Consider the following 11,825-nt stretch of genomic DNA (forward strand, 5'->3'; position numbering starts at 1 on the left):
AAGGCGCCAGACGGTGCCTTCCCACTCGTTCAGGAGGATCTCGTCATGACTCATCTGCAACCCTCTCCGCTGCTGCGTCGTGCCCTGCTGCTGGATGCCGCCGCCAGCGGCGCCACCGGCCTGCTGATGTCGCTGGCCGCCGGTTGGCTCACCGAATGGCTCGGCCTGCCTTTCGAACTGCTGCTCGGGGCCGGCGTTAGCCTGCTGCCGTTCGCCCTGGTGCTGGCCTGGTTGAGCAACCGCGATACCCTGCAGCGCGGCTGGATCTGGGCGGTAATCGCGGTCAACGCGCTGTGGGTGGCCGACAGCGTGCTGCTGTTGATTGGCGGCTGGGTGGCGCCGACCGTGCTCGGGTACGTCTTCGTCATCGGCCAGGCGCTGGTGGTGGCGTTGTTCGCCGAGCTGGAGTTTTTCGGCCTGAAGCGTTCGCAGCCGGCGCTTGCCTAGGGTCAGAACAGCCCGCGCAGGCTCAGATCCGCGCCGAGCAACAGCAAGCCGCAGAAGAACCAGCGGCGGAAGCGCTCGGCGCTGATCCTGCGGCGCAGCCACTGGCCGCCGGCCATGCCCAGCAGGGCCGGCAACAGCGCCAGCAGCGACACCCCGAGCACCGCCGGTTGCAGCAGATCGCCGCTGTGGCCGAGGCTCACCGCCAGGGCCAGGGTGGACATGCTGAACGACAGCCCCAGCGCCCGCACCAGTTCGTCCTTCTCCAGACCGATCGCCTGCAGATAAGGCACCGCCGGGATCACGAAAACGCCGGTCACCGCCGTGATGGCGCCCGTGACCGTACCGATCAGCGGCGCCAGCCAGCGCTCGTTCGCCGCCGATACGCTGAAGCGCACCGAAGCGAGGCCGAGCACGGCATAAACCACCAGGGCGATGCCCAGCCAGCGGGTCGCGCCGGGCAGTTCGGCGGCATTCACCAGCGCGCTCATCCCCCAGGTGCCGACGGCGATGCCGGCCAGCATCGGCCAGAGCCGAACCAGCATGGCGAAGGGACTGCGGCCGTCAGCGAGCTGCCAGATGTTGGTCACCATCGACGGCACGATCAGCAGCGCCGCAGCCTGCATCGGCGGCATCACCAGGCCGAGCAGCCCGACCGAGATGGTCGGCAGCCCGAGCCCGACCACGCCCTTCACGGTGCCGGCGAGCAGGAAGGTGAGCAGGATCAGCGGCCAGTAGGTGGAAAACGACTCGTACATGGCGGCGTTCCTTATCCCTGGACGGCGGCGTGATGGCGAAGGCTATCGACCGGCGCCTGCTCGCGGTCGTGCATGCCGTAATCGCGGCTCACCGTGGCCACGCGCAGGCGGTAGTCGGCGAACAGCGTCCCGCGCCCGGCGGCCTGGGCGTGCCGGTGCGCTTCCTGGCGGCGCCAGGCGGCGACGGCCGCTTCGTCGCGCCAGAACGACAGCGAGAGGGTCTTGCCCGGCGTGCTCAGGCTCTCGAAGCGCTCGACCGAGATCAGCCCCTCCTGGTCCGCCAACAGCGAACGCAATTCGGCGGCGAGGTCGAGGTAATCCTGGCGACGCCCGGGATGGGCCTGGGCTTCGAATATCACGGCAATCATGGCGTGGCTCCTTTTCGTCGGCGCCGGCTGGCGCGTTGCGGGTTTCGGGGCCAGTATCCCTTCCACGTGCATGGGATGTTTCGTCGTGAGGTGAACTATGGATTACACACCGGGTATCAGCCAGGTCGCCGGGCTGCTCGCCGATCCGGGGCGGGCGGCGATGATCTGGGCGCTGATGGACGGCAGCGCACGGCCGGCCGGGGAACTGGCGCTGCTGGCCGGGCTGTCGCCGTCTTCCACCAGCGGGCATCTGGCCAAGCTGACCGAAGGCGGCCTGCTGGTGCAGGAAACCCATGGGCGCAACCGCTACTACAAGCTCGCCGGGCCGGAGGTGGGGCAAGTGGTCGAGGCCCTGGCCAGCGCCGCCCTGGCCGCGCAGCCGCGCAAGCCCCGGCCGATCCCCGTGTCGCGCGGCACACCGCTGGCCCTGCGCGAAGCGCGGACCTGCTACGACCACCTCGCCGGCGAACTGGCGGTGGGGCTGTTCGAGCGCATGGCCGGTGCCGGCTGGCTGGTGCAGGACGGCAAGCAGGTGGTGGTTACCGACCTTGGTAACGCTGGCCTGAGCGCCCTGGGCATCGACCTCGGCAGTGTCGGGCGTCGTCGCCGGCAACTGGCCTGCGCCTGCCCCGACTGGAGCGAGCGCAAACCGCATCTGGGCGGCGCGCTCGGTGCGGCGCTGCTGGACACCTGCAAGCAGGCTGGCTGGCTACGTCCCGCCAACGGCTCGCGGGCACTGCACGTATCGCCGGAAGGTCGCCGGGCTATCGGCCGGATCGCTGCGCAGGTGGATGCCTGAAGGTTTGAGGGCGGATTTGTTCCTCTAGCACGAAAACTTGTGCGCGTGGCAAACCCTCTCCCCCGGCCCCTCTCCCGTAAACAGGAGAGGGGAGATTCGTGCCGCCCGGCGCAGCGAAGTGATCCTGACGCTTTGGCATTGCCAGAAAGCTTGCAGAAGAGGTGGGGCCAACTCCGACGCCCCGTCAGGAGGCCGAGCGGAATCGTCGTGTAGGGGTTGAGCGGCATGGATGCCGCGAGAGCCGTGATGGTGGGCATGGTTGTAGGGGCGAATTTATTCGCCCGACGGGGCTTGGGTAGGCGAATGAATTCGCCCCTACGCGGAGTTGCACGCCGGAGGGGCTTCTTCGCGGTCAGGGCCGAAGGCCGGCATTCGGCCGGAAATACAGCGTCTCGCCACGGAGCAGCCCGGCGAGGCTGGCGTGGTCCTTGGTCACTTCGGCTTCGATCGGTTCGTCCTGGCCGGATACCTTCAGGGTCACCCGGGTGATGGCGCCCAGCGGGCGGATATCGCGCACTTCCGCCGGCCGGTGATCGGCGATGGCCTGCCGCGACAGCGACACCTCATGCGGCCGGAACAGCAGGTGGTCCTCGCCCACATGCAGGCGGTTGGCGTCGCCGAGGAAGTGGTAGACGAAGTCGCTGGCCGGCTTGTCGTAGACCTCGCCCGGCGCGCCGACCTGTTCGATCACGCCCTTGTTCATCACCACGATGCGGTCGGCCACCTCCATGGCTTCCTCCTGGTCATGGGTGACGAACACGCTGGTCAGGTGCACTTCTTCATGCAGCCGTGCCAGCCAGCGGCGCAGCTCCTTGCGCACCTTGGCGTCGAGGGCGCCGAAGGGTTCGTCGAGCAGCAGCACCTTGGGTTCCACCGCCAGGGCGCGGGCCAGGGCGATGCGCTGGCGCTGGCCGCCGGAGAGCTGTTCCGGGTAGCGGTCGGCGAGCCAGTCGAGCTGCACCAGGCCGAGCAATTCGTGGACCTTGGCGGCGATCGCCGTTTCGCTCGGCCGCTCGCGGCGGGGTTTCATGCGCAGGCCGAAGGCAACGTTGTCGAACACCGTCATGTGACGGAACAGCGCATAGTGCTGGAAGACGAAGCCGACGTTGCGGTCGCGTACGTCACGCGCCGAGACGTCCTCGCCATGGAACACGATGCTGCCGGTGTCCGGCGTTTCCAGGCCGGCGATGATCCGCAGCAGGGTGGTCTTGCCGCAGCCGGACGGGCCGAGCAGGGCGACCAGTTCGCCGCTGTGTATGTTGAGGTCGATGTCGCGCAGCGCCTGGAAGGTACCGAAGCGTTTGTTGACCTGCTTGATCTCGATGGACATGGCTCATTCCCCGCGGTTGGCATTCACGTGGCGTTCGCTCCACTGCTTGAGCAGCAGGATGAACAGCGCCAGCAGCAGCAACAGGCTGGCGACGCTGAAGGCGGCGACGTGGTTGTATTCGTTGTAAAGAATCTCGACGTGCAGCGGCAGCGTGTTGGTGACCCCGCGGATATGCCCGGAGACCACCGACACCGCGCCGAACTCGCCCATGGCGCGGGCGGTGCAGAGCACCACGCCGTAGATCAGGCCCCAGCGGATGTTCGGCAGGGTGACGTGCCAGAACATCTGCCAGCCATTGGCGCCAAGCAGGCGCGCGGCTTCTTCCTCCTGGGTGCCCTGCTCCTGCATCAGCGGGATCAGCTCGCGGGCGACGAAGGGCACGGTGACGAACAGGGTGGCGAGGACGATCCCCGGCACGGCGAAGACGATCTGGATGTCGTGCTCGCGCAGCCAGGGCCCGAACCAGCCCTGGGCGCCGAACATCAGCACGTAGATCAGGCCGGCGATCACCGGCGACACCGAGAACGGCAGGTCGATCAGGGTGACCAGCAGGCTCTTGCCGCGGAATTCGTACTTGCTCACGCACCAGGCGGCGGCCACGCCGAACAGCATGTTCAGCGGGACCGAGATGCCCACGGCGATCAGCGTGAGTTTCAGCGCGGCGAGGGCGTCCGGCTCGAGAAGGGCGGAGAAGAAAGTGCCGAAGCCCTGCTTCAGTGCCTCGGCCAGCACCACCAGCAATGGCAGCAGCAGGAACAGGGCGAACACCAGCCAGGCGCCGGCGATCAGCAGTCGCCGGCCCCATGTCCGACTGCGGCGGATGGCCTGGGCCGAAGAGGCGGCGGTCAGGGTGAGGGATGACATGATGGGCCTCCTCAGGGGGTGGAAATGCGTCGCTGCAGCAGGTTGATCAGCAGCAGCAGGAGGAAGGAGACCACCAGCATCAGCACGCCGATGGCGGTGGCGCCGGCATAGTCGTATTGGTCCAGCTTGACCATGATCAGCAGCGGCAGGATCTCGGTCTTCATCGGCATGTTGCCGGCGATGAAGATCACCGAGCCGTACTCGCCGACACCGCGGGCGAAGGCCAGGGCGAAGCCGGTCAGCCAGGCTGGCAGCAGTGCCGGCAGCAGCACGTGGCGGAACACCTGCCAGGGCTTGGCGCCCAGGCAGGACGCGGCTTCCTCGACTTCCCGGGGAATGTCGGCGAGCACCGGTTGCAGGGTCCGCACCACGAAGGGCAGGGTGACGAAGGTCAGCGCCAGGGTGATGCCCAGCGGGGTGTAGGCGATCTTGAAACCCAGCTCGGTGGCGATGCGGCCCACCGGCCCGGCCGGTGCGTACAGGGCCGCCAGGGCGATGCCGGCGACCGCCGTAGGCAGGGCGAACGGCAGGTCGATCATGGCTTCGATCAGCTTGCGACCGGGGAAGCGGTAGCGCACCAGCACCCAGGCCAGCAGGGTGCCGATCACACCGTTGAGCACGGCGGCCAGCAACGCGGTGCCGAAGCTCAGGCGCAGCGCCGCCAGGACGCGCGGCGCGCCGATCACGGCGATGAATTGCTCCCAGCTCAGCTGGGTGGTCTTGAGGAACAGCGCACCCAGGGGAATCAGCACCAACAGGCTGAGATACACCAGGGTGTAACCCAGCGTCAGCCCGAAGCCGGGTATGACGGGGGAGATGCGGCGGGACATAAAACCTCAGCGGAAGCAGCCAAGCTGCAAGCGACACGTAGGTGCCACAGCGACAAACCCGCTTGCAGCTAGAGGCTTGTCGCTTGCGGCTGCTCTTATTGCGCCTGGTAGATCTGGTCGAACACGCCGCCGTCGTTGAAGAACTTCGGCTGGGCCTGCTTCCAACCGCCGAAGGCGCCGTCGATGGTGACCAGCTTCAACGGCGGGAACTGGCTGGCGAACTCGGCGGCGACCTTCTCGTTGCGCGGACGGTAGAAGTTCTGCGCGGCGATGCGCTGGCCTTCCTCGCTGTAGAGGTAGTTCAGGTAGGCCTCGGCGACCGCCCGGGTGCCTTTCTTCTCGACGTTCTTGTCGACTACCGCCACCGGCGGTTCGGCGAGGATCGACAGGCTCGGCGCGACGATCTCGAAGTGCTCGCCGCCCTGTTCCTTGAGCGCCAGGAAGGCCTCGTTCTCCCAGGCCAGCAGGACGTCGCCGATCTGGTTGTTGACGAAGGTGATGGTCGAGCCGCGGGCGCCGGTGTCCAGCACCGGGACGTTCTTGTAGAGCTTCTCGACGAAGGCCTTGGCCTGCTCCTCGCTGCCGTATTTCTGCTGTGCGAAGGCCCAGGCGGCGAGGAAGTTCCAGCGGGCGCCGCCGGAGGTTTTCGGGTTCGGGGTGATCACTTCCACGCCGGGCTTGACCAGGTCGTCCCAGTCCTCGATGCCTTTCGGGTTGCCCTTGCGCACCAGGAACACGATGGTGGAGGTGTAGGGGGTGCTGGCGTCGGGCAGGCGACTCTGCCAGTCCTCGGGAATCAGGTTGCCGAGCTTGTGCAACTCGTCGATGTCGCCGGCCAGGGCCAGGGTGACCACGTCGGCACGCAGGCCATCGATCACGGCACGGGCCTGCTTGCCGGAGCCGCCGTGGGACTGCTGGACTGTTACCGGTTCGTGGCCTTCGGCCTGCCAGTGTTTATTGAACGCGGCGTTGAACGCCTGGTACAGCTCGCGGGTGGGGTCGTAGGAAACGTTGAGTATTTCTGTCGCGGCCAGCGCGGGCGCGGCGATGAAAGCACTGGCCAGGGTAGCCAGGGCGAAACGGCGAATGGACATGGTGCAGCTCCTGAAAACTTATTGGTGTGTTGGCTAGGGGCTTGGTCAAGGCCGCATTCGCGGTCGACAGCTGCAGTACCGGTGCGTGTTCATGCGTAGGCTCGGTTTCATGGTCACGCCCTCCGGTTGTCCAGTCGGGCTTGTGGGTTACGTCAGGATTGCTTGGTCGGTGCCTGCAGGCGGATTTTTTCCTTCCGCTCGATCTGCACCACCTGGGCGTTGTGCACGGTGATTTCCACCGAGCCGAACCGCAGGCCGCGCAGGGCACTGCGGATTTCGCGCAGGATGCTTTCCTCGTCCTGGCCTTCCAGGCTGCGAAGGGTCGTCGCGCTCATGGTGTCGCTCCTGTTGGGTTGCGCTTGTGCAAAGGCTGAGCCGGGCGACCGGCGTGGAGCGGATAGTAGGAGGACTTCGAATATTCTTAAAAATACTGTTTATGAATTTTTATATAACTAATAGAAATTAGCAGATGCAGAGGGAACTACAGCGCGGATTGAAACCGTTTCAGGCTGTTAGGGCACCTTTTAATATCTATTTAGAATATAAAAATGAATAAATAGTATTTATGTGGAATAACAAATACCCGTATCGTCCAGCCTCACCCGGCTCCCTCAATTGCCGGCTTCCTCTATCCGGTCGCATGGCGCGGCTGAACTGACGAGAAGGATTCTTCGATGAAAAAAACGTTGCTTCTGACAGCCCTGGCGGCTGCGTTATCCGCTGGCCTGGCGGCTGCCGGGGAAAAACTGAGCGTGGCCGCGACGCCGGTGCCGCATGCGGAAATCCTCGAACTGATCAAGCCGCAGCTGGCGAAGGAGGGTATCGATCTGGAGGTGAAGGTCTTCACCGACTACGTGCAACCGAACCTGCAGGTGGATCAGAAGCGCCTCGATGCCAACTATTTCCAGACCAAGCCTTACCTGGACAACTTCAACGCCGGCAAAGGCACCCATCTGGTGATCGTCCAGGGCGTGCACGTGGAGCCGTTCGGCGGCTACTCGCGTCGCTACACCTCGCTCGAGCAATTGCCGGAGGGCGCCACCATCGCCATCCCCAACGAGGGCAGCAATAGCGGCCGCGCACTGTTGCTGTTGCAAAAGGCCGGTCTGCTGACGCTGAAGGACCCGGACAACGCCCTGGCGACGCCCAAGGACATCGCCGCGAATCCCAAGGGGTTCAAGTTCAAGGAGCTGGAAGCGGCCCTGCTGCCGCGTGTGCTGGACCAGGTGGACCTGGCGCTGATCAACACCAACTACGCGCTGGAAGCCAAGCTCAATCCGGCCAGGGATGCCCTGGTCATCGAAGACAGTACCTCGCCCTACGTGAACTATCTGGTGGCGCGGCCGGACAACAAGGACAGCGAGGCGTTGAAAAAGCTTTCCGCGGCCCTGACCAGTCCCGAAGTGAAAGCCTTCATCGAAAGCCGTTATGCCGGTGCGGTGGTGCCGGCGTTCTGATCTCCCATGCGCGGCGTATTCCGTGCTACTCCTCACGCCGGCGAGCGCTATGATCGTCGGCGTCTTTTTTTCTGCGCAGCGGAGCCTCCCATGTCCGAACGTCCCCTCGGCGTCTCCACCCGTGCCGTGCACAGCGGCAACGACATCGACCAGCACATGGTCACCCGGGCCAAGAGCCTGCCGATCTACGAAACCTCGGTATTCGTCTACGACAGCCTGGCACAGGTCGACGATTTCCTCGCCGGCAACCCGGACAACTACATGTACACCCGCATCGGCAACCCCAACCAGGCGGCGCTGGAAATGCTGGTGCGCGACCTGGAGGGCGGCGAGGCGGCCTTGTTCTCCGCTTCCGGCATGGCCGCCATCAGCGCCGCGCTGCTTGGCCTGCTGAGCGCGGGCGACCACCTGATCGCCAGCCGCGAGCTGTATGGCACCACCCAGAGCCTGATCGAGAAAGAACTGAGCCGTTTCGGCATCGCCTCTACCCTGGTGGACATCGGCGACCTCGACGCGGTGAAGGCGGCGATCACCCCGGCGACGCGCCTGATCTACACCGAGACGGCTTCCAATCCCCTGGTGCGGGTGAGCGACGTGCCGGCCCTGGCAGCGCTGGCCAAAGCCCATGGCCTCAAGCTGCTGGTGGACAACACCTTCCTCTCGCCGGCGCTGTACCGGCCGCTGGCCGACGGCGCCGATCTGGTGCTGCACAGCACCACCAAGTACCTCAACGGCCATAGCGACGCCACCGGCGGCATCCTGGTCGGCGATGCCGATTGGATCGCCCAGGCTCGACGCTTCCAGATCAATGCCGGCGGCAGTGCCAGCCCATTCGAGGCCTGGCTGACCTTCCGCGGCGCCAAGACGCTGGCCTTGCGCATGCAGGCCCACTCGCGCAACGCCCAGGCGTTGGCCGAGGCGCTGGAAGCGCACCCGCGGGTGGCCAAGGTGCACTACCCGGGGCTCGCCTCGCACCCCGACCACGACTTGGCCCGGCGCCTGTTCGGCAAGGGTTGCTCGGGCATGCTCAGCTTCACCCTGCACGGTGGGTTGGACGAAGTGGACCGGCTGATGCGCGGGCTGCGGCACACCGCCTTCGCGCCGTCCTTGGCCGGCGTTGCCAGCAGCATCAGCCACCCCGGCAAGACCTCGCACCGCGCCCTGTCGCCCGAGGCCCTGGCCGAGCTGGATATCCACGACGGCACCATCCGCGTCTCGGTGGGTATCGAGGACGCGGCAGACATTGTTGCGGATTTTGTGCAGGCGCTGGACGCGCTCTGACTTTCTCAGCGTGCGTCGCCGAGAAACTTGCTCAGAAACTGCCGGGTGCGCTCTTCGCGTGGCGCACTGAATAACTGGCGAGCGTCGCCCTGTTCGATGATCACGCCCTTGTCGAGGAAGATCGCCCGGTTGGCCACATCACGGGCGAAGCTCATCTCATGGGTGACGATGACCATGGTGCGGCGTTCCTCGGCGAGACTGCGAATGGTGGCGAGCACTTCGCCCACCAGCTCCGGGTCCAGTGCCGAAGTGGGTTCGTCGAAGAGGATCACATCCGGCTCCATGGCCAGCGCCCGGGCGATCGCCACGCGCTGCTGCTGGCCGCCGGAGAGGCGCTTCGGGTAGGCGTCTTCCTTGCCCGCCAGGCCGACCTTGGCCAACAGGGCGCGGCCGCGCTCAACGGCACGCTCGCGCGGCTCCTTCTTCACATGCACCGGGCCTTCGATGACGTTCTCCAGGGCCGTACGGTGCGGGAATAGATTGAAATTCTGAAAGACGAAACCGACGTGTTGGCGCAGTTTGCGGATCAGCCCTTGCTGCGGCCCGAGGGGACGGTCGGCATCGATCTCGATACCGCCGACCTGGATACGCCCGCCGCTGGGTTCCTCCAGCAGGTTGAGGCAGCGCAGCAGGGTGGTCTTGCCGGAGCCGCTGGGGCCGATGATGGCGACCACTTCGCCGGGCTGCACGTCCAGGTCGATGCCCTGGAGGACGCTCTGGCCCTTGAAGGCTTTGCTCAGGTTACGGATGGAAATCATCAGGCGTCCTGCTCATGGCGGTTGACCCGGGCTTCCAGGCGGCCCTGGAAGTGCGACAGCACGGTCGCCAGCAGCCAGTAGATCAGCGCCGCCGCCAGGTACATGGTGAAAATCTCGAAGGTTCGCGCGGTGATCAACTGCGCCTGGCGGAACAGCTCGGGCACCTGGATGGTGGCAGCCAGCGCGGTGTCCTTGACCAGCGAGATGAAGCTGTTGCCCAGCGGCGGCAGGGCGGTGCGTGCGGCCTGGGGCAGGATCGCCCGGTACAGCGCCTGGACCTTGCTCATGCCGATGCTGGCGGCGGCCTCCCATTGTCCGCGGTCGATGGAGGCGATGGCGGCCCGAAGGATTTCCGAGGTGTAGGCGGCCATGTTCAGCGAGAAGCCGATCAGCGCGGCCGGCAGCGGCTCTAGTTGGATGCCCAGCTGCGGCAGGCCGTAGTAGATCATGAACAACTGGACCAGCAGCGGCGTGCCCCGGAAGAACGACACGTACACCCGCGCCACGCCGCGCAACGGGGCGACGGCGTAGAGCCGGGTCAGGGCCAGGATGAAGCCGAGCAGCAGGCCGAAGAACATGCCGCCGAGGCTGAGAATCACCGTGTAGAGGGCGCCCTTCAGCAGGAAGGGCGCGGAGTCCAGCGCAAGCTGCAGGCTGGTTTCGATCATTGCGTCACGTCAGCCTGGAACCATTTCTCGGAGAGTCGTTCGAGGGTGCCGTTTTCGCGCAGCGTGGCGATGGCCTTATCGAGGGCGGCGAGCAGTTCGGGGTTGCCCTTGCGCAGGGCGATGCCGGCTTCCTGGCGGGAGAACGGCTCGCCGGCCACGGCCAGGCGGCCGCCGGTCTTCTTCACCATCTCGAAGGCCGCCAGACGATCCACCAGCACCACGTCCAGGCGTCCGACAGCCAAGTCCTGGAACTTGGTCGGGTCATCGTCATAGGTGCGGATATCCGCCTGCGGGACGTTCTCTTTCAGCCATTGCTCGTAGTTGGTGCCGAGCCCGACGCCGACCTTCTTGCCGGCCAGGTCCTGGGCACTCTTGATGCTGTCCTCCTGGCCCTTGCGGGTCAGCGCCTGGATGCCGGACACGGTGTAGGGCGCGGAGAAGTCGTATTTCTTCTTGCGCTCCTCGGAGATGGTCACTTGGTTGATCACCACGTCCAGCCGCTTGGATTCGAGGGCGGCGAGGATGCCGTCCCACTTTGTCGGCTGGAACTCGGCCTTGATTCCCAGCTCCTTGGCCAGCGCCTCGGCGAGTTCCACTTCGAAACCGGTCAGCTTGCCGTTCTCGTCCTGGTAGTTGAACGGCGGGTAGGTACCCTCCAGGCCGATCTTGATGCTGCCGCGCTGCTGGATGTCCTTGAGCAGGTCATCGGCGGCGCTGGCCAGGCCGGCGAACCCGGCCGCGAGGATGGCGGTCAGGCTGGCGAGCAGCAGGGGACGACGGAATGTAGCGAACGTCATGGAGCCTCCTGGGTGAAGCGTTGGGTGACGCCACTATAGGCAAAAGCGGCATATGCGCTGAAATGGTTAAAAGCGATCTGGTTATTTCTTTTTCGAATAACGTCGTGCGATAGGTCGCACGAATACATAGACAGACTAGGCGAATACCTCGTTCTGGCCAGCCAATTTGGGGCCTGCCTGCGCTGGCTTTGTAGGGGCGATTCATTCGCCCGATCCGCGCCTCGCCGGGCGAATGAATTCGCCCCTACACCATGATTCCGCCTGACGAGGCATAGGTACTGATCTCACAGGCAAATGGCCGGGTGTCCGGATCAATTCATTACAGCGGGCGGCGCGAATCTCCCCTCTCCCGTTTACGGGAGAGGGGCCGGGGGAGA

The 11,825-nt window shown here is 65.5% G+C and carries 14 protein-coding genes; 4 read left to right on the top strand and 10 right to left on the bottom strand.

Annotated elements, in window-relative coordinates; all coding sequences use genetic code 11:
- The first annotated feature begins 45 nt into the window (after positions 1-45).
- Positions 46-447: a hypothetical protein gene (locus tag PIN01S_RS23275; RefSeq protein WP_084339298.1), complete on the top strand. Its 402-nt coding sequence runs from the start codon at positions 46-48 to the stop codon at positions 445-447.
- Positions 448-449: 2 nt separating this feature from the next.
- Here the strand turns inward: PIN01S_RS23275 and PIN01S_RS23280 are convergent, their stop codons facing one another.
- Both PIN01S_RS23280 and PIN01S_RS23285 read right to left on the bottom strand, forming a co-directional pair.
- On the bottom strand, positions 450-1,202 hold the full coding sequence (locus PIN01S_RS23280) for a sulfite exporter TauE/SafE family protein (RefSeq protein WP_084339299.1): 753 nt from the start codon (positions 1,200-1,202) through the stop codon (positions 450-452).
- 11 nt (positions 1,203-1,213) lie between these two features.
- Positions 1,214-1,570, bottom strand: coding sequence for an antibiotic biosynthesis monooxygenase family protein (locus PIN01S_RS23285; RefSeq protein WP_084339300.1), 357 nt, complete (start codon positions 1,568-1,570; stop codon positions 1,214-1,216).
- Between the two features lie 97 nt (positions 1,571-1,667).
- Between PIN01S_RS23285 and PIN01S_RS23290 the strand changes: the two genes are divergently transcribed.
- Positions 1,668-2,369: an ArsR/SmtB family transcription factor gene (locus PIN01S_RS23290; protein ID WP_084339301.1), complete on the top strand. Its 702-nt coding sequence runs from the start codon at positions 1,668-1,670 to the stop codon at positions 2,367-2,369.
- A 352-nt stretch (positions 2,370-2,721) separates the two neighbouring features.
- On the opposite strand, the gene PIN01S_RS23295 is transcribed toward PIN01S_RS23290, so the two are convergent.
- From PIN01S_RS23295 to oscA, 5 genes are all read right to left on the bottom strand, one after another.
- On the bottom strand, positions 2,722-3,699 hold the full coding sequence (locus PIN01S_RS23295) for a sulfate/molybdate ABC transporter ATP-binding protein (protein ID WP_084339302.1): 978 nt from the start codon (positions 3,697-3,699) through the stop codon (positions 2,722-2,724).
- 3 nt (positions 3,700-3,702) lie between these two features.
- The gene (gene cysW, locus PIN01S_RS23300) at positions 3,703-4,563 is read right to left on the bottom strand and encodes a sulfate ABC transporter permease subunit CysW (RefSeq protein WP_084339303.1); all 861 of its coding nucleotides are present in this window, start codon (positions 4,561-4,563) and stop codon (positions 3,703-3,705) included.
- Positions 4,564-4,574: 11 nt separating this feature from the next.
- Positions 4,575-5,393: a sulfate ABC transporter permease subunit CysT gene (gene cysT, locus PIN01S_RS23305; protein WP_084339304.1), complete on the bottom strand. Its 819-nt coding sequence runs from the start codon at positions 5,391-5,393 to the stop codon at positions 4,575-4,577.
- Between the two features lie 95 nt (positions 5,394-5,488).
- Complete coding sequence (locus PIN01S_RS23310; protein WP_084339305.1) at positions 5,489-6,487, bottom strand: sulfate ABC transporter substrate-binding protein; 999 nt, start codon at positions 6,485-6,487, stop codon at positions 5,489-5,491.
- A gap of 152 nt (positions 6,488-6,639) precedes the next feature.
- Positions 6,640-6,822 (bottom strand): sulfur starvation response protein OscA, encoded by a 183-nt coding sequence (gene oscA, locus PIN01S_RS23315; protein WP_084339306.1) that lies wholly within the window; start codon positions 6,820-6,822, stop codon positions 6,640-6,642.
- Between the two features lie 339 nt (positions 6,823-7,161).
- Between oscA and PIN01S_RS23320 the strand changes: the two genes are divergently transcribed.
- Entirely contained in the window at positions 7,162-7,944 is a 783-nt protein-coding gene (locus tag PIN01S_RS23320; RefSeq protein WP_084339307.1) for a MetQ/NlpA family ABC transporter substrate-binding protein, read from the top strand.
- 90 nt (positions 7,945-8,034) lie between these two features.
- Positions 8,035-9,225 carry a trans-sulfuration enzyme family protein gene (locus PIN01S_RS23325; protein ID WP_084339308.1) on the top strand — a complete coding sequence of 397 codons (1,191 nt, stop codon included), beginning with the start codon at positions 8,035-8,037 and terminating at the stop codon, positions 9,223-9,225.
- 5 nt (positions 9,226-9,230) lie between these two features.
- Here the strand turns inward: PIN01S_RS23325 and tcyN are convergent, their stop codons facing one another.
- The 3 genes from tcyN to tcyJ are packed head-to-tail and all read right to left on the bottom strand — an operon-like array spanning position 9,231 to position 11,448.
- Complete coding sequence (tcyN, locus tag PIN01S_RS23330) at positions 9,231-9,983, bottom strand: L-cystine ABC transporter ATP-binding protein TcyN (protein ID WP_084339309.1); 753 nt, start codon at positions 9,981-9,983, stop codon at positions 9,231-9,233.
- Entirely contained in the window at positions 9,983-10,651 is a 669-nt protein-coding gene (gene tcyL, locus PIN01S_RS23335) for a cystine ABC transporter permease (protein WP_084339310.1), read from the bottom strand. Before tcyL ends, tcyN begins: the two co-directional genes overlap by 1 nt.
- Positions 10,648-11,448, bottom strand: coding sequence for a cystine ABC transporter substrate-binding protein (gene tcyJ, locus PIN01S_RS23340; protein WP_084339311.1), 801 nt, complete (start codon positions 11,446-11,448; stop codon positions 10,648-10,650). The genes tcyL and tcyJ overlap by 4 nt, the downstream gene beginning before the upstream one ends.
- Between the last annotated feature and the right edge of the window lie 377 nt (positions 11,449-11,825).

This window comes from Pseudomonas indica NBRC 103045 (assembly GCF_002091635.1).
Taxonomy (GTDB): Bacteria; Pseudomonadota; Gammaproteobacteria; order Pseudomonadales; family Pseudomonadaceae; genus Pseudomonas_M; species Pseudomonas_M indica.

Excerpts from the sequence above, each read along its gene's own strand:
- cysT (WP_084339304.1), bottom strand. The coding sequence starts at position 5,393 with ATGTCCCGCCGCATCTCCCCCGTCATACCCGGCTTCGGGCTGACGCTG.
- PIN01S_RS23295 (WP_084339302.1), bottom strand. The coding sequence starts at position 3,699 with ATGTCCATCGAGATCAAGCAGGTCAACAAACGCTTCGGTACCTTCCAG.
- PIN01S_RS23290 (WP_084339301.1), top strand. The coding sequence starts at position 1,668 with ATGGATTACACACCGGGTATCAGCCAGGTCGCCGGGCTGCTCGCCGAT.
- tcyL (WP_084339310.1), bottom strand. The coding sequence starts at position 10,651 with ATGATCGAAACCAGCCTGCAGCTTGCGCTGGACTCCGCGCCCTTCCTG.
- tcyJ (WP_084339311.1), bottom strand. The coding sequence starts at position 11,448 with ATGACGTTCGCTACATTCCGTCGTCCCCTGCTGCTCGCCAGCCTGACC.
- PIN01S_RS23280 (WP_084339299.1), bottom strand. The coding sequence starts at position 1,202 with ATGTACGAGTCGTTTTCCACCTACTGGCCGCTGATCCTGCTCACCTTC.
- PIN01S_RS23275 (WP_084339298.1), top strand. The coding sequence starts at position 46 with ATGACTCATCTGCAACCCTCTCCGCTGCTGCGTCGTGCCCTGCTGCTG.
- cysW (WP_084339303.1), bottom strand. The coding sequence starts at position 4,563 with ATGTCATCCCTCACCCTGACCGCCGCCTCTTCGGCCCAGGCCATCCGC.
- PIN01S_RS23325 (WP_084339308.1), top strand. The coding sequence starts at position 8,035 with ATGTCCGAACGTCCCCTCGGCGTCTCCACCCGTGCCGTGCACAGCGGC.
- PIN01S_RS23310 (WP_084339305.1), bottom strand. The coding sequence starts at position 6,487 with ATGTCCATTCGCCGTTTCGCCCTGGCTACCCTGGCCAGTGCTTTCATC.
- PIN01S_RS23285 (WP_084339300.1), bottom strand. The coding sequence starts at position 1,570 with ATGATTGCCGTGATATTCGAAGCCCAGGCCCATCCCGGGCGTCGCCAG.
- PIN01S_RS23320 (WP_084339307.1), top strand. The coding sequence starts at position 7,162 with ATGAAAAAAACGTTGCTTCTGACAGCCCTGGCGGCTGCGTTATCCGCT.
- tcyN (WP_084339309.1), bottom strand. The coding sequence starts at position 9,983 with ATGATTTCCATCCGTAACCTGAGCAAAGCCTTCAAGGGCCAGAGCGTC.
- oscA (WP_084339306.1), bottom strand. The coding sequence starts at position 6,822 with ATGAGCGCGACGACCCTTCGCAGCCTGGAAGGCCAGGACGAGGAAAGC.